Origin of the sequence: Streptomyces sp. NPDC002232, from assembly GCF_042890295.1 — a bacterium.
Lineage (GTDB): Bacteria > Actinomycetota > Actinomycetes > Streptomycetales > Streptomycetaceae > Streptomyces.
This window is the reverse complement of sequence record NZ_JBIARV010000005.1, coordinates 762,724-786,310: the sequence shown is the minus strand read 5'-3', so window position 1 is coordinate 786,310 and position 23,587 is coordinate 762,724. Positions and strand designations below refer to the sequence as shown.

The window sequence follows — 23,587 nt, the reverse complement described above, 5'->3', positions numbered from 1 at the left end:
GAGAGGCCCCCATGTCGAGCACCCACGCGACCGACGACGTCGTGCCCTTCACCGCGGACGACTACCGGGCCCGGATGGCCCGCGCCGCCGCGTCCGCCGCCGACGCCGGGCTCGCGGGCGTGCTCGTCGCCCCCGGACCCGACCTGGTCTACCTCACCGGCTACCAGCCGACCGCGATCACCGAGCGCCTCACCGTCCTCGTCCTCGCCCCGGGACAGGAGCCGGTCCTCGTCGTCCCCACCCTGGAGGCCCCCGACGCCGAGAAGGCCACCGGAGCCGCCGCGCTCACCCTGCGCGACTGGAAGGACGGCAAGGACCCGTACGCCGTCACCGCCCCGCTCCTCGACGCCGCCGGCCGCTTCGGCGTCAGCGACAACGCCTGGGCCATGCACCTCCTCGGCCTGCAGAAGGCCCTCCCCGGCACCGCGTACGTCTCCCTCACCGAGGCCCTGCCGATGCTCCGCGGCGTCAAGGACGCCCACGAGCTGGACCGGATCGCGGCCGCCGGAGCCGCCGCCGACCAGGCGTACCACGAGATCCTCAAGGTCCGGTTCGAGGGCCGCGAGGAGACCGAGGTCGCCGCCGACCTGGCACGGCTGCTCATGGAGTTCGGGCACTCCCAGGTCGACTTCACCGTCGTCGGCTCCGGCCCCAACGGCGCCAATCCGCACCACGAGGCGGGCGACCGGGTCATCGAGCGCGGCGACATGGTCGTCCTCGACTTCGGCGGCCTCAAGCACGGCTACGGCTCCGACACCACCCGCACCGTGCACGTCGGCGAGCCCACCGACGAGGAGCGACGCGTCCACGACCTGGTCCGTGAGGCCCAGCAGGCCGGCTTCGAGGCGGTGCGCCCCGGCGCCGCCTGCCAGGAGGTCGACCGCGCGGCCCGCAAGGTCATCACGGACGCCGGCTACGGCGAGTACTTCATCCACCGCACCGGCCACGGCATCGGCGTCACCACCCACGAACCGCCGTACATGATCGAGGGCGAGGAGCTGCCCATCGTCCCCGGCATGTGCTTCTCGATCGAACCCGGCGTCTACCTCCCCGGCCGCTTCGGCGTCCGCATCGAGGACATCGTCACGGCCACCGAGGACGGCGCGGGGCGCCGCTTCAACAACACCCCGCACGCGATGGCCCTCGTCGAGTAGCCGACGGGCTCCGCGCCCGTCAGCCGTCCGACAGGACGACCGCGCACTCGCCCGGCAGGCGGAGCACCCCGTCCGCCGCCGGGGCGTCGACCGGCTCCCAGGACGCCAGGACCCGGTCGCGGCCGTTGGACCCGAGGGCGATGTCCACCGGTTCCTTGCCCAGATTGACGCCCACCCGCAGGTCACCCCGCCGGAAGACCAGCCAGCGGGCCTCCTCGTCGAAGGCGACCCGGACGCTCCCCAGGTCCGGGTCCGTCAGGTCGGGCAGGGTGCGGCGCAGCGCGATGAGCTGGCGGTGCCAGGCGAGGAGCCGCTTGTGCGGGTCCCGTTCGCGCTCGCTCCGGTCCAGGACCGAGCGGTCACGGGTGGCCGCCTCCTGCGGGTCGGGGACCTCGTCCTCGGACCAGCCGTGCGCCGCGAACTCCCGCTTCCTGCCCCGCCGTACGGCCTCCGCGAGCTCGGGATCGGTGTGGTCGGTGAAGTACATCCACGGTGTGCCCGCCCCCCACTCCTCGCCCATGAACAGCATCGGCACCGAGGGGCCGGTGAGGACCAGGGTCGCCGCGCAGGCGAGGAGCCCGGGGGAGAGGGAGGCCGAGAGGCGGTCGCCGAGGGCCCGGTTCCCGATCTGGTCGTGCGTCTGCGCGTAGCCCAGGAAGCGGTGCGCTGGGGTGCGCTCGCGGTCCACCGGGCGCCCGTGGTGGCGGCCCCGGAAGGCGGAGTACGTGCCGTCGTGGAAGAAGACCCGGGTGAGCGTCTTGGCGAGCGCCGCCATCGGGGCCCGCGCGAAGTCGGCGTAGTAGCCCTGGGACTCGCCGGTCAGGGCCGTGTGCAGGGAGTGGTGGAAGTCGTCGTTCCACTGGGCGTGGAGGCCGAGGCCGCCGTGCGAGCGCGGGGTGGTGGTGCGCGGGTCGGCGAGGTCGGACTCGGCGACCAGGAAGTGCTGGCGGCCCTGCTCCCTCGCCAGCTCGTCGACCTCCGCCGAGAGCTCCTCCAGGAACGTGAGCGAGCGGGTGTCTGCCAGGGCGTGCACCGCGTCGAGCCGCAGGCCGTCGATCCGGTAGTCCCGCAGCCAGGCGAGCGCGCTCCCCAGGAAGTACGCCCGCACCTCGTCCGAGCCCGGCGCGTCCAGGTTCACCGCCGCGCCCCACGGCGTGTGGTGGGTCTCCGTGAAGTACGGCCCGAAGGAGGGGAGATGGTTCCCGTCCGGGCCCAGGTGGTTGTGCACCACGTCGAGGACCACGCCCATGCCGAGCCCGTGCGCCGCGTCCGTGAACCGCTTCAGCGCCGCGGGACCGCCGTACGGCTCGTGCACGGCCCACGGCGCCACCCCGTCGTACCCCCAGCCCCGCACCCCGGGGAACGGGCACAGCGGCATCAGCTCCACATGGGTGATGCCGAGGCCCGCGAGCTCCCCGAGCCGAGCGGCCGCCGCGTCGAGCGTGCCCTCCGGGGTGAAGGTGCCGACGTGCAGCTCGTAGAGGACGGCGCCGCGCAGCCGCAGCCGGGGGGAGTCGTGGCGCCAGGCGTACGCCGAGTGGTCGACGACCGCGCTCAGGCCGTCGGGTCCGTCGGGGAGCCGGCGCGAGCGAGGGTCGGGGAGCACGTGCCCGCCGTCGAGGGAGAAGCCGTACCGGTCGCCGTCCTCGGCGGGCACCACGCCCGACCACCAGCCGTCCCGCTCGGCGTCCCGGTCCAGGGGATGGCCGGTGCCGTTCAGCTCCAGCGTCACCCGGTCACGGGCGCTCGGCGCCCACACCTCGAAGAGCACGGGAATCCCCTCGTCGACGGTCCAGTCACTCCACCACGGCTACCGCGACCATCCTGGCAGTCAGGAACCCGACGCGCCCGGCGCGTCCCACACGTAGTTGATCGCGCGCTCGAACGTCACGTAGCCCGTGCGGGCGAAGGACGCCGCCATCGGCACGTTCCCCAGGTCCGTCGCGGCACGGATCCGGGGCACGTCGGCGGCGGCCAGGATCCGGGTCCCCTCGGCCAGGATGTCGTCGATGTATCCGTGCCCGCGGTGGGCGGGCAGCACACCGAGGTACGCGATGATGGGGTGGTAGTTGTTCCGCGCGGGCACGACGAAGCCGACCGGCTCGCCGCTCCCCGGCAGCTGGGCGATCCGCCACCACTCGCGCGGCGAGGAGAAGTGCGCCAGCTCCTCGTCGTAGTGCAGCTCGGCCGCCTCCCGCGGGGACAGGCCCGAGGCCAGGTCGGCCTGGCCGTGCCCGTCGAGCGTGCCCTCCATGACCGGCGTCATCAGCGCGAGGAGGTCCTCGCGGTCCCGCACGGGACGGAACTCCAGGCGGCCCGTCGGCTCCGGCACGGGGGTGCCGGGCCGCCACTCCAGGCGCAGCCGCTCGACCAGGGGACGGGCGCCGCTCTTCTCCAGGACGGAGAAGAGGGACTCCAGGGACGCCCGGGTCTCCGGGACGTCCCGCCAGTCCGCCGGCAGGAAGCGGCCGAACTCGGGGCGCTTCGCGCCCGCCGGGACGACGGCGGCCGTGGCCGTCTCCAGGAGCCGCAGACCGACCTCGGCGCGCCGCTCGGCGGAGAGCTCCGGGGCGAGGTCGAAGAAGTCGAGGGCCAGCGGTGCGGCGCCCGCCGCGTTGGTCCACCAGGCGAGCCGGCCGAGGAGCCGGTCGCCGTCGAGCGCCACCCACATCCAGGCGGGGACGCGGCGGCCGGTGGCGAGGTCGTCGGCGAGTTCGTGGTCGAGCGAGTAGGTGAGGCCGAGGAACAGGTCGAGTTCCCCGGGCCCGGAGAGCGGGCGGACGACGAGGTCGGTGTCGGTGTCGGTGGTGGACGGTGCGGAGGACGAGGTCACGTGTGGGTTCCCCCCTGGGGAGCTCGGGTGTGAGGACGGCAGACCGTAACAAGGAACAGGCCACGTGGGGTACGGGGTTTCCGCGCGGGGTCCCGCGCGGGGCGCGGTGGCGGGCGCAGTGCGGGGCGCCGTGGCGGCCGCCGTGCCAGACGCAGCTGGGCTCCCCGGTGGCTGTGCCGGGCTCCGTGCCGGACGTGGTGTCGGGCTTCCCGGTGGCCGTGGCGGGGGTGGCCCGAGGGCCCTTCTGGACACTTCGGGCCCGGCGGGCCGACAATCGCGGATGTGACGACCCCTTTCGAGCTCCCGGCGACCTCCCCTCGGCTGACGGACGCCGAGCGGGACCGCGCGCTGGTGCTGCTCCGTGAGGGCGCCGCTCAGGGCCGGCTCTCGCACGACACCTTCCTCTTCCGGATGGAGCGCGCGCTCCAGGCCCGCCGCCCCGACGAACTCGCCCTCCTCACCGCCGATCTGCGGACCGAGGGCACCTGGACCCGGCGGGTGGTCGGCGCGGTCGAGCGGATGTCGGCGTTCACCGCGCGGGTCGGGCGCGCCTGGAGCGCGGAGCGGCTGCCGAAGCTGCTGCTGCCGCGCCCCGGCCCGCACCCGCTGCGGATCGGCCGCGACCCGGTGAACGGGCTGCGGCTCAGCCACGAGACGGCGTCCCGGCTGCACGCCGAACTCTCGCTCCAGGGCGGGATGTGGGTGCTGCGCGACCTCGGCTCGACGAACGGCACCACCGTCAACGGGCGTCGGGTCACCGGCGCCGTGGTGGTGCGGCCGGGCGACGTGGTCGGTTTCGGCCAGATGTCGTTCCGGCTGTCGCACGACTGAGCGACACCCGTGGGATTTCACCCGTTCGGCGGTACGCGGCGGGCGGTGGGGCTCACGCGGTGATGGGCTGGGCGGACGCGGGCCACGATCTCCGGCCGCGCCACCCACCGCCGATCGACAGGGGGCGAGATGAGCGACGCGCCGAACCGTGAGCCGGACCGGGAGATACGGAGCGAGCGGCCGGAGGAGACCGGGGATCCCTGGACGAGACTGCCGTCGATGGCGCCCGCGGCATCGACGGCGGGGCGGCCCGGCGCCGCGAGCCCCGGTCCCGTCCTCCTGGGCCGGGGGCGGGCCGTCGCCGATCCGGTCACGGCGGGCGCCGTGCCGCCCGGCGGGCGGACCGTCGCGCCGAGCCCCCTCGACCCCGGGGCCTCGTGGGACCCGCACCGGATCCACCGGACGCTGCGCGAGCAGTTCCCGCTCACGTACGACCCGCTGCTGCGGGCCTGGGTCCTCAGCCGGTACGCGGACGTCGCCACCGCCCTCACCGACCCGCGCTTCACGCACGGGCACCGGCCCGGCGATCCGCCGTGCGCGCGCGCCCACGTCGACGTCGACATCGAGGCCCTGCGCGCCGTCACCGAACGCACCGCCTACGTCCTGGCCCGCCGGATCGCCGAGCGGTCCCAGGCCGACCTGGTCGCCGACTTCTGCCACTGGCTGCCCGCCGGGACCGTCGCCGCGGCCGTCGGAGTGCCCTACCGCGACATGATGCGGCTCGTCCGAGGCCGGGCGGCGGGCGCGCTCGCCGGGGAGTGCGGCGGCCAGATCGCCGTACGGGAGAAGGCGCTCGCCTCCTTCCTCGGCAACGTCCTGGACGACCCCGACCAGGTCGCGGCCCTCCGTGACGCCCCCGCCGGGCTCGTCGCCCGCGCCTGGGTCGAGTCGCTGCGCCGGGACCCGCCGGTGCAGATCGCCGTGCGCCGCACCAGCGCGGAGGTGCCGGTGAGCGGCGGTGCCGTCCCGGCGGGCGCGTCCGTGGCCCTGCTCGTCGGCTCGGCGGGCCGTGACCCGGAGCGCTTCCGGGAGGCGGACCGCTTCGACCCGTTCCGCGACGACCCGGGGCAGCTCACGTACGGCGCGGGTTTCTGCCCGGCGGTCCTGCTCGCCGGATTCGAGGCGGAGTACGCCCTGCGCGCCCTCTTCGAGGCGATGCCCCGGCTGCGTCTCGCCGACGGTTTCCGCCCCGTGGCCACCGGCCTCATCACGCGCGCTCCCCGGAGCCTGATCGTCCGGCCCGGCGGCTGAGCCCGGATCCGGGAGGCGCGAGGGCCCTCCCGGCCGCTGTTAGGGTGACGTGCGCTCGTCAACGGGCGTCTGTTTTACCACTTTCAACGGGGATTCAAACATGAAGATGCGTCATGTCCGTGCCATCGCTGTGTTCGGGATCGCGGTGGTCGCCCTCACCGGCGCCCGCGGCTCGCACGGCGGCAGCTGCGGCGGAAGCTCGGGCGGCAGCCACAGCAGCGGCAGCAACCACAGCGACAACGACGGCGGTTCCAGCACCTCCGGCGGCTCCGTGTCCGGCGGCTCCAGCGGCGCGAACAAGGCCATCCGCGACGTGAAGATCGACGACTGCGCGTACGACCCGGCGACGAAGAACCTGGTCGGCCGGATCACCGTCAAGAACGACGGCGTGCTCGACTACGACTACACCGTCACCATGAAGTTCAGCGGCGGTACGGGCGGCACCGCCACCCCCGCGACCGCCACGAAGTCCGCGATCGCGGTCGCGGCGGGCGCCTCCCAGAGCGCCGAACTGTCCACCGCCTACCCCGGAACCGGCGACGGCTCCGAGTACACCACCTGCGAGGTCACGCGGGTGTCCCGCTCCTGACCCCCGCCGTCCGGGGGCCGGGTCACCACCCGGCCGCCGGACGGAGGCGAGCCGCAGGACGCCGGGAGGATCGCCGGACGAACCCGGCGCCCGCACCGGGTCACCCCGGCGCGGGCGCCGTTCTTCACCGAGCGGAACCTCACTCCATCCGCGCCAGCAGGGCCACCGGACGCTCCGCGAACAGCTCCGCCAGTTTCACCTCCGTGGCCGGGCCGCCCGTGAACTCCCGTACGCCGTCCAGCGCGTCCGTCCAGCGACCCTCGGGCAGCACCAGCTCCGTGTCCTGCCAGCCGCCCGCCTGGGCCAGCCGCAGCGAGAGCCGGGTGACGGCCGTGATCACCCGGCCGGACCGGGCGAAGGCCAGGCAGTGTCCCGCCGCCGGCCCCTCCGCCGTCAGCGGGACATAGGTGCCGCCCGGCCCGAAGGCCTCCGGGTGCGCCCGCCGCAGCCCGAGCGCCGCCCGCACGAGGGCCGTCCGCTCGTCCTCGGGACCGACCGCGAACGGCGCCCTGTTGTCCGGGTCGACGAGGGCCCGGTACTCCCGCTCCGTGTTCTGGTACAGCTCCGGCACCCCCGGCATCGTCAGCTGCGCGAGCGCGGCCCCCAGCGCGTGCGCCCGGATGTGCGGCTCCAGGGCGAAGGCCGCCTCCGAGGCCGTCCGGAGCGGGATCCGGCCGGGCCCGGCCGCCGCGAACTCGGCCACCGCCCGCTCGTACTCCGCGTCCGGCTCCGTCCAGCTGGTCCGGAGCCCCGCCTCCCGCACCGACTTGAGGATCGCCGGGACCAGCCGGTCCGGGTCCGGGGTCCCGAAGCCGAAGGCCGTCTGCCAGGCCGTCCACGCCACGTGCGGGTCGGGCGCGGGCACCCCGGCGACCTCCGCCAGGAGCTCCGCCCACTTCTCGGGGCACTGCGCGAGCACCGCGATCGCCGCCCTGACGTCCGCGCTGCGCTTGGTGTCGTGGGTGGACAGGACCGTGCCGGTGGCCGGCCAGTCCCGGGCGATCCGCAGGCAGTACGCGTGGAACTCTTCCACCGGCACCGCCGGGCGCCCCGCGTCCCCGCCGACCTCGTTCGCCGAGAGCAGCGGGGTGTACCGGTAGAAGGCGGTGTCCTCCACGGACTTGGCCCGCAGCGCGGACGAGGTCTGCGCGAACCGCGCCCGGAACGCCCGGTGATCGGGACCGTCGCCGCGGGCCCCGAGCGCCAGGTCCCGTACGACGTCGACCGCCGTCGCCTCCTCCGGCACCGCGAACGCCGCCTTCGCGCCCCGCGCCGCCTCGGGGGTCAGTACCTCCTCGCCGCCCGTCCGGTAGGAGCGGTAGACCGGGACCCGGACGAGGAGCTCCCGGACCGCGGTGCGCAGCGCCCAGGGGGCGTGGTCCCGGAGCGCCGGGTCCGCGGCGCAGATCCGGCCGGCGATCCGGGTCAGCGCGGCGGTCTCCGCGGCCAGGTCGTGGCCGACCACCTCGTACGCCGCACGGCGCTCGGTCGCCTCCCACCGCGCACCCCGGTCCGCGGTCCTGCCGACGAACTCGCGGTACACATCGGCCAGTTCGTGGGCGCCCACCGGGTCGGTGAAGACCCCGTCGAGCCGCCGCAGCGCGTCGTACCCGGTGGTGCCCGCGACCGGCCAGGCCCCGGGCAGCGTCTCCGCCCCGGTGAGGATCTTCTCCACGACCGTCCAGCAGCGCCCGCCGGTCGCCGCCGCGAGGTCCTCCAGATAGCCCTGCGGGTCGGCCAGCCCGTCCGGGTGGTCGATGCGCAGCCCCTCGATCACCCCGTCCGCGACCAGCTCCACGATCTTCGCGTGGCTCGCCGCGAACACCTCGGGGTCCTCCACCCGCACCCCGATCAGCTCCGAGACGGTGAAGAAGCGGCGGTAGCCGAGCTCGGTGCGGGCCAGCCGCCACCAGCCCAGCCGGTACCACTGGGCGTCGAGCAGCTCGTCGAGCGGCAGGTCCTCGGTGCCCGGACGGAGCGGGAAGTCCTGGCCGTCCAGGTGCAGGGCGCCGTCCGCGACCCGGAACCGGTCCCGGACCTCCGGGAGGCGCGCGGGCAGCACCGGGAGCAGCAGCCGGCCGTCCCCGGCCCGCCAGTCGATGTCGAACCAGCGGGCGTACGGCGAGTCCGGGCCGTCGCGGAGCACCGCGCGCAGCGCGTGGTTGTGCCGGGGGGAGGCGGCCATGTGGTTCGGCACCAGGTCCACGACGAGCCCGAGGCCGTGCGTCCGCGCGGTCGCCGCCAGGGCCCGCAGCCCCGCCTCGCCGCCCAGCTCGGCCCGTACGGACCGGTGGTCGGTGACGTCGTAGCCGTGGGTCGAGCCGGGCACCGCCTCCAGGACGGGGGAGAGGTGCAGGTGCGAGATCCCGAGGCCGGCCAGGTGCGGCACGGCTTGCTCGGCGGCCGAGAAGGGGAAGTCGGGCTGGAGCTGGAGCCGGTACGTCGACGTGGGTGGATTGGGCGTCATGCGAACGTACGTACCCCGCTGGAGGGCTTCTGTGTCATCGGCCCATGCACCCGTCCGAGTGCATCGCGTTACGTTCGCGTGATGCTTCGGATGTACCGCGACACGCTCTCCCTGCTCGGCCCGGCCCTGCCGGTCGTCTCGTTCCTCGGCCGGCTGCCCACCGCGATGTGCCAGCTCGGCAGCCTCCTCCTGGTCGCCGAGACGAGCGGATCGCTCGCCACCGCCGGCCTCACGGGCGGCGCGCTCGCCGCGGGACAGACCGTCGCCGGGCCCGTCCTCGGGCGCCTCGCGGACCGGCACGGCCAGCGGGGCGTCGTCCTCGCGGCCTCGCTCGCCAACGCGGTCGCCGTCACGGCCCTCGTCCTCGCCGCCCTCGGCCACGCGACGACCGGCCTGCTCATGGCGCTCGGCGCGGTCGCCGGAGCCACCGTCCCGCAGGTCGGGCCGCTCGCCCGGACCCGCTCCGTGGCCCTCGCCCGCCGCTCCGGCGCGGACGACCGGCTGGTCGGCACGGTGCTCTCCTTCGAGGGCACCCTCGACGAGGTCTCCTTCGTCCTCGGCCCTGCCCTGGTCGGCCTCGCCGCCTCCGTCGCCCACCCGGCCGCCGCGCTGCTCCTGGCGGCGGTGCTGCTCGCCGTCTGCGGGACGGCCTTCGCCCTCCACCCGACGGCCCGGGCGATCACCCCCGAGGCGTCCGGCGCATCCACCCGTACGAGTGCCGCCGAACGGACGCGGCTGCCGGGATCCGCGTACGCCCTGCGCTTCGCGATGGTCCTCCAGGGCGCCATGTTCGGCGCCTCGCAGGCCGGCATCACCGCCCTCACGGAGGAGCTCGGCGAGCCCGCCCAGGCCGGTCTCGTCTACGCGGCGATGGGGATCATGAGCGCCGCCGTCGGCCTGTCCATGGCCGCCGTGCCGGACCGCATCGGGCTGGCGACCCGCTGGCGGGTCGCGACCGCGGCGCTCGTCGTCCTCTCCGTACCGCTGCTCTTCGTCGGCTCCCTGGGCGTGCTGTACGCGGTCGTGGTCGTCCTCGGCGCCGCCTACGCCCCGCACCTGATCACCGTCTTCGGCCTCACCGAGCGGACCGTGCCCGCCTCCCGGCTCGCCGAGTCGATGGCCTTCCTCACCAGCGGGGTCGTCGGCGGTCAGGCCGTCGCCCTGGCCGTCTCCGGCCGGCTCGCCGAGGGCCGGGGCGCCCCCGCCGCCTTCGCGGTGGCGGTGGGGGCGGCCGCGGCCTGCGCGGTGCTGTCCTGGGCGGTGCGGGTGAAGGCCCCCCTGCGGTCGGAGAGCGTGCTCAGGCCGGCCTCCGCAGAACAGTGAGGCTGAGGGGCGCGAGGGTCACCCGCTCCCCGCCCGCGAGCTCCGGGCCCTCCTGCGGTGGCATGCCCTCCGGGTCCGAGGTGTCCACCACCATCCGCCAGCACCGCCCGTGACTGTCGGGGACGGCGAACTCCAGCTCCTCCGACGAGGCGTTGAACATCAGCAGGAACGAGTCGTCGGCGATCCGCTCGCCCTGCGTCCCCGGCTCCGAGATGGCGTTGCCGTTCAGGAAGACGGTCAGCGCCTGGGCGTGCGCCGCCTGCCAGTCGCGGGAGGTCATCTCCTCGCCCTCGGGCGTGAACCAGGCGATGTCCGTCAGCTCGTCGTGGGTGCCCTCCACGGGCCGGCCGTGGAAGAAGCGGCGGCGGCGGAAGACGGGATGGTCATGGCGCAGCCGCACCATCGCGCGCGTGAAGCGCAGCAGCGTGCCCTCGGCCTCGCTGTTCTCCTTGGGCCACCGCACCCAGGACACCTCGTTGTCCTGGCAGTAGGCGTTGTTGTTGCCGCCCTGGGAGCGGCCGAACTCGTCGCCGTGGCTCAGCATCGGCACGCCCTGCGAGAGCATCAGTGTGGCGAGGAAGTTGCGCGTCTGGCGGGCGCGCAGCTCGGTGATCCCGACGTCCTCGGTCTCGCCCTCGGCCCCGCAGTTCCAGGAGCGGTTGTGGCTCTCGCCGTCCCGGTTGCCCTCGCCGTTCGCCTCGTTGTGCTTGTCGTTGTACGAGACGAGGTCGCGGAGGGTGAAACCGTCGTGGCAGGTCACGAAGTTGACCGAGGCGAGCGGGCGCCGTCCGTCGTCCTGGTAGAGGTCGGAGGAGCCGGTCAGCCGCGAGGCGAACTCGGCCAGGGTGCGCGGCTCGCCCCGCCACAGGTCCCGCACGCAGTCCCGGTACTTGCCGTTCCACTCGGTCCACAGCGGCGGGAAGTTGCCCACCTGGTAGCCGCCCTCGCCGACGTCCCACGGCTCGGCGATCAGCTTCACCTGGCTCACCACCGGGTCCTGCTGCACCAGGTCGAAGAACGAGGACAGCCGGTCCACCTCGTGGAACTGACGGGCCAGGGTGGCCGCCAGGTCGAAGCGGAAGCCGTCCACGTGCATCTCGGTCACCCAGTACCGCAGGCTGTCCATGATCAGCTGGAGCACGTGCGGGGACCGCATGAGCAGCGAGTTCCCGGTGCCGGTCGTGTCCATGTAGTAGCGGGGGTCGTCCGCGAGCCGGTAGTACGAGGGGTTGTCCAGGCCCCGCATGGAGAGCGTGGGGCCCAGGTGGTTGCCCTCGGCGGTGTGGTTGTAGACCACGTCGAGGATGACCTCGATGCCCGCCTGGTGCAGCGCCCGCACCGCCGACTTGAACTCCAGGACCTGCTGGCCGCGGTCGCCCCAGGACGCGTAGGCGTTGTGCGGGGCGAAGAAGCCGACCGTGTTGTAGCCCCAGTAGTTGGAGAGCCCCGCGTCCACGAGCCGGTGGTCGTTCACGAACTGGTGGACGGGCATCAGTTCGAGTGCGGTGACGCCCAGTTCCTTCAGGTGACCGATCACCGACGGGTGCGCGAGCCCCGCGTAGGTCCCGCGCAGCTCCTCCGGCAGGTCCGGGTGCAGCATCGTGAGGCCCTTGACGTGCGCCTCGTAGATCACCGTGTGGTGGTACTCGGTGCGCGGCCGCCGGTCGTCGCCCCAGTCGAAGTACGGGTTGACCACGACCGAGGCCATCGTGTGCGGGCCGGAGTCGAGGTCGTTGCGCGCGTCCGGCCGCCCGAAGTGGTACCCGTACACCGCCTCCCCCCACCGCACCTGTCCCGACACCGCGCGCGCGTACGGGTCGAGCAGCAGCTTCGCCGCGTTGCAGCGCAGCCCCTGCTCCGGCGCGTACGGGCCGTGCACGCGGAACCCGTACCGCTGGCCGGGCATCACGCCCGGCAGATAGGCGTGCCGCACGAACGCGTCGGTCTCGCGCAGCTCCACCGCCGTCTCCGAGCCGTCGTCGTTCAGCAGACACAGCTCGATGCGTTGGGCGGCCTCCGAGAAGACCGCGAAGTTGGTTCCCGCTCCGTCATAGGTGGCGCCCAGGGGGTACGCCTGTCCCGGCCAGACCTGCATGGATACGACTCTCCCTCTCCGGTCCGGGTTCTCTAGGTCCTCATCGGCCAGATCCTGCCCGAAAGACGGGCAACCACCTAGGACTTAGGCCCGTCCTACCGGGTGACCGCAGAACATGAGGGGGATGGAGGGGGAAGTGTGTACGAAATAGTGCGCCGCCACCTGGGGAAGGTGGTGGCCGGAGCGGCCATGGCGGTGACGGGAACCGCCGTCGCCGTCGCGATCACCCTGCCGGGCCAGGCAGGGGCGGACACGCCCGCGGGAGCCGCGCGGGCCGGGGGATCCGCGGGAACGACCGGCGCGGCGTCCGCGGCGGCGGGCGGCGCGGGCGCGGCCGACGCCACCGGACCGGGACAGCCCGGCGAGCAGGCCCAGGGGCCCGCGCCGCAGCCGGCCACCGTGGTCCCGGCCGCGGCCGAGGGGAAGAAGGGCGTCGGCAGCGACCCGCTCACCGACGACGAGCTCGCCCGGGCCGAGTCGCTGGCGCTGACCCCGCCCGCCGCCTCCGCCCAGCAGGACGTCACCGGCGGCCGGGGCCCGCAGCGCCTCGGCACCCGGCTCGCCGACCCGCTGCCGGGCGACGGGACGCGGCGCGCCGAGGTCCGGCTCTACGACTACGGCCGCGACGAGCTCGTCACCCGGACCGTCAACCTGGACACCGGCAAGGTCGAGAAGTCCGGGTCGCAGCGCGGGGTCCAGCCCTCCGCCCACCCCGAGGAGCTCCGCGAGGCCCTGGAGCTGATCCTCGCGAGCCCGCTCGGCCAGGGCGTCAAGGAGGACTACAAGGACGCCACCGGCAAGGAGCTCACGTCCACCGGACAGCTGTGGTTCAACGGCGACGTCTACCGCACCTACCGCGAGGCCCACGTGCCCGCGCAGCTCGCCCGCTGCGGGGAGCACCGGTGCGTCCGGCTCGTCACCAAGGTCCTCAACGGAGCCTGGATCGACACCCGGAACCTGATCGTCGACCTCTCCGCGAGGACCGTCACCCGGGTCGGCTGACCGCGCCCCGGACCGCCACAGCCCCACGACACGTACGAGGGAGTACGTCTCCATGCCCAGCCTGTCCCACCCGAGCGGCCCGCTCGCCCCCCGCGGCGGATCCACCCGCAAGCGGGGCGCCGTCCTGACCGCCGCCGTCCTGCTCGGCACCGCCACGGCCGCCGCCGGACCCGCGACCGGCGCCACCGCCGCGCCCGCCCCGCCGCGCGTGCCCGGGCACGCCGCGCCCACCACACCCGACTGCTCCGCCGCGTACCGCATCACGCAGAAGCTCGACGGCGGCACCACCTGGCGCATGTGCTGGCGCTACGACACCGACGCCGGGCTCACGCTCGACCGGGTCACCTACCAGCCGCCCGGCGCCACCGCCCCCGTCAAGGTGCTCACCAGCGCCCGGCTCGCCCAGATCCACGTGCCCTACGACGACGGCGGCGCCGAGTACGACGACCTCACCGGCGCCGGCTTCGGCTACGGCCTCCAGAACCTGAAGCCGGCCGAGTGCCCCGGCGGCACCCTCACCACCGTCAAGGTGGCCGACGTGGGCGACATCAAGGGCCTGTGCACCACCACGCGGGCGCGCGGCCACGCGTACCGCATGGCCAGCGACAACGGCTCCAAGGTCTGGCAGGCCCAGGCCAAGGACCTGCTCGTCTACACCGTCAACAAGGTCGGCTGGTACGAGTACATCACCGAGTGGCGCTTCACCGCCGACGGCACCATCGGCGCCAACGTCGGTGCCACCGGCAGCCTCTCGCCCGTCGACTACAACGCCACCGACGGACGCGGCTGGCCCCTCGGCAAGGGCGCCCGCGGATACGCCACCAGCCACGCCCACAACGTCTTCTGGAAGCTCGACTTCGGTCTGGACGGCTCCACCAAGGACCGGATCGAGCAGTTCGACTCCACCGTCACCGCGCCGCCCGCCGGCGGCGGCGGACCGACCGTGAAGACCAAGCGCACCGTCGTCACCAAGGAACTCGCCGGCGACGCGAAGAACATGCGCTGGTGGCGGGTGGTCAGCGGCACCGGCAAGAACGCCGACGGCCACGCCCGCTCGTACGAGATCGTGCCGGGCCACACCGACACCCACGCGGGCCGGGGCTTCACCAAGCACGACGTGTACTTCACCCAGGCCCGCGCCTGCGAGAAGTTCGCGAGCAACAACATCGGCAACTGCGCGGCGGGCGCCGGTGACAGTGTGGACACGTGGGTCAACGGCGAGACGCTGACTCAGCCTTCCGTGTGGGTCAACATCGGGTTCCACCACATCGCCCGGGACGAGGACCAGCAGCCGATGCCCGTCCACTGGCAGGGCTTCCAGCTCGCGCCCAGGGACGTAACCGCTATGAATCCGCTCACTCCGGCCGAACTGGCCTCCCAGAACGGACAGCCCGATCTGGGGAGTTGAGGAAGCAGCCTGACGATCCTGCTGCACCGCCTCCCGCTCGCGGAGTACCCTTCCTTGATCGTTGTCACATGGTCATCCTGTCCGCCGGAAGGGGTGTCCGGGAGCAGAAGGCGGTGCGCGGGTGAGCTCGGGAGGTCTGGAGCTGCCCCCAGGTGACGCGGGTCACGAGGGGGGTCCGGCCGACCCCGCGGAGGCGCCCGGCGCGGGTGCCCCGCCGGGCGTGGGCGCGCCGCCGGGAGTCGTCCTGCCACCGGGCGTGGTCGTGCCGCCCGGCACGGTCACCGTCGGCCGGCCGGTCGAGATCGGGGCCGAGCTCGACTGGGGCGCCGAGGCCTGGAGCGAGGTCCGCACCCGGGCCCAGCGGGCCGGCCGCGCCTACATCTGGCTGAACCTCGTCGAGCAGCGGCTGCGGGCCGTGGTCGCGGCCGTCCTGCGGCCCGTGTACGAACCGGTGCACGGCGAGGAGTGGGTGGTGGCCGCGGCCGGGCCGGCCGGCCAGGAGTGGGTCCAGCGGGCGGTCGCCGTCCGTGAGGTCTCCCGGCGCAAGGGCTACCTGCTCGACCCGGCCGACGACAACGTGCTGAGCTTCCTCACGCTGCCCCAGCTGCGCGAGCTGATGGTCCAGCACTGGCCCTGCTTCGAGCCCTACTTCGACGACCGGCGCGAGGTCGAGCTGGCCCTCGACGAGCTGGAGGTCACGCGCAACGTGGTCTCCCGCAACCGGGCCCTGTCGCTGACCGTCCTGGCCCAGTCGGAGCGGGCCTCCGCCCGCATCCTGGAGATCCTCGGCAGCGGGGCCGGGGTGCCGTCCGCCGACCGGCTGCCCGTCGACGCGGTCGAGGACCTCGTCGGCGACCGGTACGCGGACGTCGTCTCCGTCCACCCCGACCGGGTCCGGCTCCAGCGGCAGCTGCCCGCCGAGGACCTCTTCGGCGGAGCCCGCCGCCTCGACGCCACCGGCATAGGCCTCAATCTGCTGGTGCAGAACTTCTCCGGCCGCCGCATGGTCCGGCTCGCCGAGTCCGGCTGCCGCACCCGACTGCTCTTCCTCAACCCGGCGAGCAGCGCCGTCAAGCGCCGCGAGCGGGAACTCGGCCTCAAGAAGGGCGAGCTGAGCCGCTCGGTCGAGATGAACATCCTGCACATGCGCCGGGTCCGCTCCAAGCTGCGCGATCCGGGCGCCTTCCAGATCCACGTCTTCGACGAGACCCCCCGCTTCACCGCGTACCTCGTCGACGGCGACGGGCCGGACGGGGTCGGCGTCGTGCAGTCCTATCTGCGCCGTGCCCGGGGCATGGAGGCCCCGGTCCTCGTGCTGCGCGGCGGCGGGCGGAACGTGGTCCGGCACGGACAGTCGTCCCGTGACGGAGATCACGGACTTTTCGAGACATACAGGGAGGAATTCGAGTCCGTCTGGCTCGACTCCCGTCCCGTCTCCTGACCTCCCGCCGGGGGAGCCGGGGGCGTTGTCAGTGGTGCGTGCGAGGGTGTTCAGCACCACGGGGGAGATCACGTAAGGAGGACCCGATGGCTTGGCACGGCGACACGCTGGTCGGCTTCGACCTGGAGACGACCGGCACCGAACCGCTGGAGGCCCGTATCGTCACGGCCTCGATCGTCGAGGTCGAGGGGGACGGACAGGTCGTACGACGACGGGACTGGCTCGCCGACCCGGGCATCCGCATCCCGGAGCAGGCGTCCGCGATCCACGGCATCAGCACCGAGCGCGCGGCGGCCGAGGGCCGCCCGGTCCGCGAGGTCGCCGACGAGATCGCGAAGGCCCTCGCGGAGTACTGGGAGGACGGCGTCCCGGTCGTCGCTTACAACGCCTCTTTCGACCTCACCCTCCTCGCCGCCGAGCTGCGCCGCCACGGCCTGCCCTCGCTGGAGGAGCGGATCGGCGGGACGGCCATCGGCCCGGTCGTCGACCCGTACACCATCGACCGGGCCGTCGACCGCTACCGGCGCGGCAAGCGGACCCTGGAAGCGGTCTGCGGGGAGTACGGCGTCGTCCTCGAAGCCGCCCACCAGGCCGCCGCCGACGCGCTCGCCGCCGTCCGCGTCGCCGTCGCGATAGCCGAGCGGCACCCCAAGGTCGCCGACCTGGACCCGGCCGAACTGCACGAGCGGCAGATCGGCTGGTACCGCGCCTGGGCCGAGAACTTCCAGGACTTCCTGCGCCGCAAGGGCGACGCGGAGGCGGTCGTCGACTCCACGTGGCCCCTGCGCCCGGCCGTCGCGGTGACCGGCTAGCCGTTCTCCTTCAGGAAGGAGAGCAGCAGCTCGTTGACCTTGCCCGGCCGGTCGAGCTGCATCCAGTGACCGGCGTCCTCGACGCGCTCGAAGCGCCAGGGGCCGGCGACGAACTCGGCCGTGCCGGACATCGAGCGCTCCGTCAGGAACCGGTCGCCGGCCGACCAGATGCCCATCACCGGGACGGACTCCGGCAGCGGCACCACGGGCGCGCCCTCGCCGAACTGCACCTCCGCCGGGAGGCCCGCGCGGTAGATGTCCAGGGCCGCCGTCAGCGCCCCCGGTGCGCGCAGCGGCTCGATCACGGCCTCCGCGTCCGGGTGCTCGCCCAGCATCTCCCGCAGGTTCGCGAAGTCGTCCCGCGCGAGCCACTCCTCGGCGAGCCCGGTCAGCTGGAACAGCAGCATGTACCAGGACCGCTGCTTCTGCTCCCAGCCGGCCGAGCGGATCGACGCCAGATGGCCCACGGACAGCAGGCTCAGGGTCCGCACCCGGTCCGGCAGGAACTGCGTCACGCCCTGGGCGATGCCCGAACCCCAGTCGTGACCGACCAGGTGGAAGCGGTCGATCCCGAGGTACGCCAGGAGCTCGATCACGTCGCCGACGTGCTTGGCCGGGTGGTGCGCCCCGACCCCGCCCTCGGGCCGCTCCGAGGCGCCGAAGCCCCGCAGCGAGGGCGCGACCGTGGTGAAGCCGGCGTCGTTCAGCGCCGGGACCTGGTGCCGCCACAGCTCACGGCTGTCGGGAAAGCCGTGCAGGAGCAGCACGGCCGGTCCCTCCCCGCTCACCTCGACGTCGAGGGCCACCTCGGACAGCTGCACCCGCATCTCAACACCCCTTTCCCCTCGCCCGGTTCACGACGGGGCCATGATGTCAGAAGGGATACCAGCGGACCTCCGGGTCGCCGTCCCGCAGGGAGGCCACCCGGCGCTCGAATTCGGCCAGGGCCTTCGGGTTCGCCGGGGCGTGCTGGGCCACCCACGCACAGCTCGCGGTCTCCCGCGCGCCGCGCAGCACCGCGCAGCCCTCCCACTCCCGGACGTCCCAGCCGTACGCCTCGGTGAACGCCTCGTACGCCGCCGGGTCCAGGCCGTACCGGTCCCGGGAGAGGGCCAGCACGACCAGGTCGTGCTCCCGCAGGTCCGAGGAGAAGGTCTCCAGGTCCACCAGGACCGGGCCGTCCGGGCCGACGTGGACGTTCCGCGGCAGGGCGTCACCGTGGATCGGGCCCGGGGCCAGGTGCGGGGTGAGCGCCGCGGCCGCCGGGGCGAAGGAGTCGCGCCGCTCCCGCAGGAAGGCCGCGTCCGCCGGATCGATCGCGTCCCCCGCGAGCCGCAGCCACCGCTCGACCCCGCCGAGCAGCTCACGGCGCGGGAGCGCGAAGCCCGTCGGCTCGGGCAGGGCGTGCACGGCCCGCAGCAGCGGGGCCAGATCGCGCGGCTCCGTGGGCCGCACCGCATCCGGCAGCCGGTGCCAGACGGTCACCGGATGCCCGTCCACCAGACGCGGCTTCTCCTCGGCGGCCCGGACCGTCGGGATCCCGGCCTCCGCCAGCCAGGACGCCAGCGCGAGCTCCCGCTCGGCCCGCGCCCACAGCTCCGCGTCCCGGCCGGCCTTCACCACCAGGTCGCCCACCGCGAAGACCGCGTTCTCGCCCAGCGCCAGGAGCCGTGCCTCCCCGGCCGGCAGGCCCGCCGCCGCCAGGATCTCCCGTGCTCTCGCCTCGTCCATCGACCTTTCCCTCCAGTCCCTCCAGCGCACTTTCGCGCCAAAGTCTCCCATCCGCCCAGCTCACCCCGCCCCTCGCCTTGACGGGCCGACGCGCCGTCAGCACCATGGCGGGATTCCGGACGGCGACGGTGGACGGGGGCGGACGCGTGGGCTCGGTGACCGCGACCAGGCAGCCCGGCCGGGCCGGCACACCGCGCGCCACCCCCGGGGCACGGTCGCGCGGCCCCGACCTCGGCGCCTGGTTCCTGGTGCTCCCCGCCCTGCTGCCGATCCTCGTCCTCAGCGTCGGCCCGCTGCTGTACGGCATCGCGCTCGCCTTCACCGACGCCCAGTCGGGCCGCACCCAGGCCACCCGCTGGATCGGCACCCTGAACTTCCAGGACCTGCTGCACGACACCCTCTTCTGGGAGTCGTTCCGCATCGGCGCGGTCTGGGCCGTCGGCGTCACCGTCCCGCAGTTCCTGCTCGCCCTCGGCCTCGCCCTGCTGCTCGACCAGCAGCTCCGCCTGCGCTGGCTGGCCCGCGCCCTCGCCATCGTCCCCTGGGCCATGCCGGAGGTCGTCGTCGGCATCATGTGGCGGCTCGTCTACCAGCCCGACGCCGGCATCCTCAACGAGACCCTCCGGGACCTGGGCCTCGGCGGGGGACACGACTGGCTCTCCGGCCTCGCCACCGCCCTCCCCGCCGTCCTCGTCGTCGGCGTCTGGGCCGGCATGCCGCAGACCACCGTCGCCCTGCTCGCCGGACTCCAGAACACCCCGCGCGAACTCCACGAGGCCGCCGCCCTGGACGGCGCCGGAGCCTGGCGCCGCTTCCGCGCCGTCACCTGGCCCGCCCTGAGGCCGGTGGCCCTCGCCATCACCGCCCTCGACCTCATCTGGAACTTCAACTCCTTCGCCCTGGTCTACGTCCTCACCAACGGCGGACCCGGCGGCCGGACCCGGCTCCCCATGCTCTTCGCCTACGAGGAGGCCTTCCGGTACGGCCAGTTCGGCTACGCCGCCGCCATGGGCTGCGTGATGGTCGCCGCCGTCTCGGTGCTCATCGCCCTCTCCCTCGTACGCCGACTGAAAGGGGACCAGGACCGGTGAGCGCCCTCCGGACGAGCGGGCCCGCGCGGGCGGGCCAGTACCTGGCCCTCCTCGCCTACCTCCTGTTCCTCGCCCTGCCCTTCCTCTGGCTGGTCTCCACCGCCTTCAAGCCCGCCCCCGAACTGGCCTCGGCGCACCCCACCTGGATCCCGGAGGACCCCACCCTCGACAACTTCCGGCAGGCCTTCGACGAGCAGCCGCTGCTCCGGGCCGCCGCCAACAGCCTGCTCGCGGCCGTCTCCGCCGCCGTGCTCGCGGTGACCGTCGCGACCCCGCTCGCCTATGTGACCGCCCGCCACCGGGGCCGGCTCGCCGGGGCCGCCACCGGCTGGGTGGTGATCAGCCAGGCGTTCCCCTTCGTCCTCGTGATCATCCCGCTCTTCCTCGTCCTTAAGAACCTGCACCTGGTCGACAGCGTCGCCGGGCTCGTCCTGGTCTACGTGGTGTGGTCGCTGCCCTTCGCCCTCTGGATGCTCATGGGGTACGTCCGGTCCGTCCCGGCCGAGCTGGAGGAGGCCGCCGCCGTCGACGGCGCCGGCCGGATCCGGATCCTCGTCTCGGTCACCGCGCCGCTGCTCGCCCCCGGCATCGTGGCCACCGCGCTCTTCGCCTTCGTCACCGCCTGGAACGAGTTCTTCTTCGCCCTCGTCCTGCTCAAGAGCCCCGAGAAGCAGACCCTGCCGGTCGTCCTCACCCACTTCCTCGGCGCCGAGGGCGTCGCCGACCTCGGCCCGCTGGCCGCCGCGGCCTTCCTCGCCACCCTGCCCTCCCTCGTCGTCTTCGGCCTGCTCCAGCGCCGCATCACCGGCGGCGTCCTCGCGGGGGCGGTGAAGACATGACGCGACGGTTCCTCACCCTCGCCGCGGTGCTGCTGCTCCTGCTCACCGGCTGCGCCGCGGGCGGCGACGGCCCCGACGACGGCGTCGTACGGCTCCGCTTCCAGTCCCTCGCCTGGCAGAAGGAGTCCGTCGACGCCAACCGGCGGCTGGTGGCCGAGTGGAACGCCGCCCACCCCGGCATCCAGGTCGAGTACGTCCAGGGCGGCTGGGACTCCGTCCACGACCAGCTCCTCACCTCCTTCGAGGGCGGCGAGGCGCCCGACATCATCCACGACGCCTCCGACGACCTCGCCGACTTCGCGTACGGCGGCGACCTCGCCGACCTCCGCCCCCTGCTCTCCGCGCGGCTCCGCGCCGACATCCCGGCCCGCAGCTGGGAGACCACCACCTTCGGCGAGGGCGTCTACGGCGTGCCCTTCCTCCAGGAACCGAGGGTGATCATCGCCAACCGGAAGATCCTGGAGTCCTCCGGCGTCCGCGTCCCCACCCCGGAGCGGCCCTGGAGCTGGGATGAGTTCCGGCGGATCGCCCAGGACCTCACCCGGACGATGGGCCCCGGCCGGTACGCGGTCGCCTGGCCCCTCAAGGAGCCCGTCTCCGTCAGCCTCAACCTCGGGGTCTCGGCCGGCGGCGGCCTCTTCCGCCGGGGCCCCGCCGGCCGGGTGACCGTCGACTTCGCCGAGGCCGACGGCATCGTCCCCGGCACCGTCCACGACCAGGTCGTCCGGGACCGGACCGCCCCGCGCACGACCCTCGGCAGCGGCGGCTCGGACACCCTGCCCGGCCTCTTCTCCGGCACGTACGCCATGGTCCCGCTGGGCTTCGCCTACCGGCAGCAGATCGCGCAGCAGGCACCCGAGGGCTTCGAGTGGACCGTGCTGCCCGCGCCCGCCGGCAGCGAGGGGCTCGCCCAGGGCGTCTCCCCGCAGACCCTGTCGATCGCCGCGGACAGCCCCCACAAGAAGGAGGCGGCGGCCTTCCTCGACTTCTTCCTCCGCCCGGCGAACATGGTGCGGCTCGCGCGCGGCGACTGGATGCTGCCGACCGGCACGGCCGCGCTCGCCGACCCCTCCCTGCACACGGCGCGGGACGGCTGGGCGACCGGGGCGGCGGTCGCGCGGCACCTGCGGCCGGCGCCCGCGCAGTCGGTGCGCGGCTATCCGGAGTGGAAGGACAAGGTCGCGACCCCCGCCTTCCAGGAGTACTACAGCGGAGCCATCGACGGTGCCGAGCTCCGCAGACGGCTGGTCGAGGACGGCAACCGGGTCCTCGCCCGCTATCAGCGCAGATGACGGATTGGTCATTACGAAACCTTGTTGAACAAGTCACAGATGGGTGAAGGGTCTTCTCCCCGACCGCTCCGTCGGACATTGTTCGAACCGGTCACCGCGCCGCCCCCCACGAGGCGCGGTGGCCCCCTAGATTGACCCCATGACGAAGCCGAAGACCTACGCGGCCCTGCTCCGCGGCATCAACGTGGGCGGACGCCACAAGGTCCCCATGGCGGACCTCCGGAGCCTCCTCGAAGACCTCGGCCACACGGACGTCCGCACCTATCTCCAGAGCGGGAACGCCGTCTTCACCACGGGCTCCGGCGCCTCCGAGGAGACGCTCGGGACCGCCCTTGGGGGCGCGATCGAGGCCCGCTTCGGCTTCCGCGTCGACTGCCTCGTCCGCGACGGCGACTACCTCGCCGCCGTCGCCGACGCCTGCCCCTTCCCGGCCGCCGAGCTGGAGGGCAAGCAGCTCCACGCCATCTACTACTCGGCACCCGTCGACGCCGCGCGCTTCGCTGCGATCGACCGCGAGGCCCACCTCCCCGAGGACTTCGCCCTCGGCGACCGCGTGCTCTACCTCTACGCCCCCGGCGGACTCGGCACGTCCAAGCTGGTCGAGGCCGTCTCCCGCCCGTCCGTCGTGAAGGGGCTCGTCGCCACCGCCAGGAACTGGAACACCGTGGTCAAGCTCGTCGAGATGACCCACGACTGACCCGGAAGTGGCCCAGCGGAAGGGGCGCCGAATGGCCCGTGGCGGCGGGCCAACCCGCCACTAGATTCGACAGCATGACGAGCCACCCGCACACCGGCACCGCCGGCCGCCCCACCGTCGACTTCTACTTCGACCCCGCCTGCCCCTTCGCCTGGATCACCTCCCGCTGGATCCTGGAGGTCGAGCGCCACCGCGCCATCGACCTCCGCTTCAAGGTCATGAGCCTGTACCTGCACAACGAGGGCAACGAACTCCCCAACTGGTACCGCGAGCTCGTCGACGCCTCCCTCGGCCCGGTGCGGGTCGCGGCGGTCGCCGCCGCCCGGCACGGCGAGGACATCCTGCGCCCGCTCTACACCGCCTACGGCACCCGGATCCACGAGCGGAAGCAGAAGGACTTCGACGCCGTCGTCGCCGCGTCGCTCGCCGAGCTCGGCCTCCCGCCGGAACTGGCCGCCGCCGCCCACGACCCGTCCCACGACGACGCCGTCCGCCGCAGCCACGAGGCGGGCAAGGACCCCGAGGCCGGAGGGTACGTCGGCACCCCCACGATCCACGTCGACGGAACCGTCTGGTTCGGCCCCGTCCTGCGGGCGGTCCCGCGCGGCGAGAAGGCCGCCGAACTCTTCGACGGCTTCCGCGTCCTCGCCTCCCACCCGGACCTCTTCGAGCTGAAGCGCACCCGCACCGGCGGCCTCGACTTCAGCTAGCGGGCACCTGTCGCGAAAGTT

20 protein-coding genes are annotated in these 23,587 nt (G+C 73.8%); 14 read left to right on the top strand and 6 right to left on the bottom strand.

Translation table 11 applies throughout. The annotated features are described in order from the left end of the window. Window positions 1–11 precede the first annotated feature (11 nt). Complete coding sequence (locus ACFYXU_RS26655) at window positions 12–1,154, top strand: aminopeptidase P family protein (RefSeq protein ID WP_389460286.1); 1,143 nt, start codon at window positions 12–14, stop codon at window positions 1,152–1,154. A 19-nt stretch (window positions 1,155–1,173) separates the two neighbouring features. On the opposite strand, the gene treZ is transcribed toward ACFYXU_RS26655, so the two are convergent. Both treZ and ACFYXU_RS26645 read right to left on the bottom strand, forming a co-directional pair. Then, on the bottom strand, window positions 1,174–2,925 hold the full coding sequence (gene treZ / locus ACFYXU_RS26650) for a malto-oligosyltrehalose trehalohydrolase (protein ID WP_389460284.1): 1,752 nt from the start codon (window positions 2,923–2,925) through the stop codon (window positions 1,174–1,176). A 60-nt stretch (window positions 2,926–2,985) separates the two neighbouring features. Further along, window positions 2,986–3,987, bottom strand: a complete 1,002-nt coding sequence (locus tag ACFYXU_RS26645) for a GNAT family N-acetyltransferase (protein ID WP_389408550.1) — start codon at window positions 3,985–3,987, stop codon at window positions 2,986–2,988. 282 nt (window positions 3,988–4,269) lie between these two features. On the opposite strand from ACFYXU_RS26645, the gene ACFYXU_RS26640 reads away from it, so the two are divergent. The 3 genes from ACFYXU_RS26640 to ACFYXU_RS26630 all read left to right on the top strand — a co-directional run bounded on the left by ACFYXU_RS26640 (window position 4,270) and on the right by ACFYXU_RS26630 (window position 6,658). Further along, window positions 4,270–4,818: an FHA domain-containing protein gene (locus ACFYXU_RS26640; RefSeq protein WP_389460282.1), complete on the top strand. Its 549-nt coding sequence runs from the start codon at window positions 4,270–4,272 to the stop codon at window positions 4,816–4,818. Window positions 4,819–4,947: 129 nt separating this feature from the next. Next, window positions 4,948–6,069: a cytochrome P450 gene (locus ACFYXU_RS26635; RefSeq protein WP_389460280.1), complete on the top strand. Its 1,122-nt coding sequence runs from the start codon at window positions 4,948–4,950 to the stop codon at window positions 6,067–6,069. Between the two features lie 100 nt (window positions 6,070–6,169). After that, window positions 6,170–6,658, top strand: coding sequence for a hypothetical protein (locus ACFYXU_RS26630; protein ID WP_329857049.1), 489 nt, complete (start codon window positions 6,170–6,172; stop codon window positions 6,656–6,658). Between the two features lie 139 nt (window positions 6,659–6,797). Here ACFYXU_RS26630 and treY read toward each other — a convergent pair whose 3' ends face one another. Beyond that, complete coding sequence (gene treY / locus ACFYXU_RS26625) at window positions 6,798–9,125, bottom strand: malto-oligosyltrehalose synthase (protein ID WP_389460278.1); 2,328 nt, start codon at window positions 9,123–9,125, stop codon at window positions 6,798–6,800. A gap of 90 nt (window positions 9,126–9,215) precedes the next feature. Between treY and ACFYXU_RS26620 the strand changes: the two genes are divergently transcribed. Continuing rightward, entirely contained in the window at window positions 9,216–10,448 is a 1,233-nt protein-coding gene (locus ACFYXU_RS26620; protein WP_376513363.1) for an MFS transporter, read from the top strand. Here ACFYXU_RS26620 and glgX read toward each other — a convergent pair. After that, window positions 10,423–12,543 carry a glycogen debranching protein GlgX gene (gene glgX, locus ACFYXU_RS26615; RefSeq protein WP_329857045.1) on the bottom strand — a complete coding sequence of 707 codons (2,121 nt, stop codon included), beginning with the start codon at window positions 12,541–12,543 and terminating at the stop codon, window positions 10,423–10,425. The two genes, ACFYXU_RS26620 and glgX, sit on opposite strands and share 26 nt — an antisense overlap. 138 nt (window positions 12,544–12,681) lie before the next feature. Here glgX and ACFYXU_RS26610 point away from each other — a divergent pair, with 138 nt between their 5' ends. From ACFYXU_RS26610 to ACFYXU_RS26595, 4 genes are all read left to right on the top strand, one after another. Beyond that, entirely contained in the window at window positions 12,682–13,545 is an 864-nt protein-coding gene (locus ACFYXU_RS26610) for a Tat pathway signal sequence domain protein (RefSeq protein ID WP_389460276.1), read from the top strand. 52 nt (window positions 13,546–13,597) lie between these two features. After that, window positions 13,598–14,953 carry a copper amine oxidase gene (locus ACFYXU_RS26605; protein ID WP_376513299.1) on the top strand — a complete coding sequence of 452 codons (1,356 nt, stop codon included), beginning with the start codon at window positions 13,598–13,600 and terminating at the stop codon, window positions 14,951–14,953. Window positions 14,954–15,074: 121 nt separating this feature from the next. Next, a complete protein-coding gene (locus ACFYXU_RS26600; RefSeq protein WP_376513301.1) occupies window positions 15,075–16,394 on the top strand; it encodes an SAV2148 family HEPN domain-containing protein in 1,320 nt (439 codons plus the stop codon). Window positions 16,395–16,480: 86 nt separating this feature from the next. Continuing rightward, entirely contained in the window at window positions 16,481–17,206 is a 726-nt protein-coding gene (locus tag ACFYXU_RS26595) for a 3'-5' exonuclease (RefSeq protein WP_376513303.1), read from the top strand. Here ACFYXU_RS26595 and ACFYXU_RS26590 read toward each other — a convergent pair. Next, the gene (locus ACFYXU_RS26590; RefSeq protein ID WP_389460274.1) at window positions 17,203–18,033 is read right to left on the bottom strand and encodes an alpha/beta fold hydrolase; all 831 of its coding nucleotides are present in this window, start codon (window positions 18,031–18,033) and stop codon (window positions 17,203–17,205) included. The two genes, ACFYXU_RS26595 and ACFYXU_RS26590, sit on opposite strands and share 4 nt — an antisense overlap. A 46-nt stretch (window positions 18,034–18,079) precedes the next feature. Continuing rightward, the gene (locus tag ACFYXU_RS26585; RefSeq protein ID WP_389460272.1) at window positions 18,080–18,937 is read right to left on the bottom strand and encodes a phosphotransferase enzyme family protein; all 858 of its coding nucleotides are present in this window, start codon (window positions 18,935–18,937) and stop codon (window positions 18,080–18,082) included. 104 nt (window positions 18,938–19,041) lie between these two features. On the opposite strand from ACFYXU_RS26585, the gene ACFYXU_RS26580 reads away from it, so the two are divergent. The 5 genes from ACFYXU_RS26580 (at window position 19,042) to ACFYXU_RS26560 (ending at window position 23,566) form a co-directional block, all read left to right on the top strand. Further along, a complete protein-coding gene (locus tag ACFYXU_RS26580) occupies window positions 19,042–20,028 on the top strand; it encodes a carbohydrate ABC transporter permease (protein WP_389460270.1) in 987 nt (328 codons plus the stop codon). After that, the gene (locus ACFYXU_RS26575; RefSeq protein WP_389460268.1) at window positions 20,025–20,867 is read left to right on the top strand and encodes a carbohydrate ABC transporter permease; all 843 of its coding nucleotides are present in this window, start codon (window positions 20,025–20,027) and stop codon (window positions 20,865–20,867) included. Before ACFYXU_RS26580 ends, ACFYXU_RS26575 begins: the two co-directional genes overlap by 4 nt. Continuing rightward, window positions 20,864–22,159, top strand: coding sequence for an ABC transporter substrate-binding protein (locus ACFYXU_RS26570; protein WP_389460266.1), 1,296 nt, complete (start codon window positions 20,864–20,866; stop codon window positions 22,157–22,159). The genes ACFYXU_RS26575 and ACFYXU_RS26570 overlap by 4 nt, the downstream gene beginning before the upstream one ends. 139 nt (window positions 22,160–22,298) lie before the next feature. Further along, window positions 22,299–22,856, top strand: a complete 558-nt coding sequence (locus ACFYXU_RS26565; RefSeq protein WP_389460264.1) for a DUF1697 domain-containing protein — start codon at window positions 22,299–22,301, stop codon at window positions 22,854–22,856. 74 nt (window positions 22,857–22,930) lie between these two features. Then, on the top strand, window positions 22,931–23,566 hold the full coding sequence (locus tag ACFYXU_RS26560; RefSeq protein ID WP_389460262.1) for a DsbA family protein: 636 nt from the start codon (window positions 22,931–22,933) through the stop codon (window positions 23,564–23,566). The last annotated feature ends 21 nt before the right edge of the window (window positions 23,567–23,587 follow it).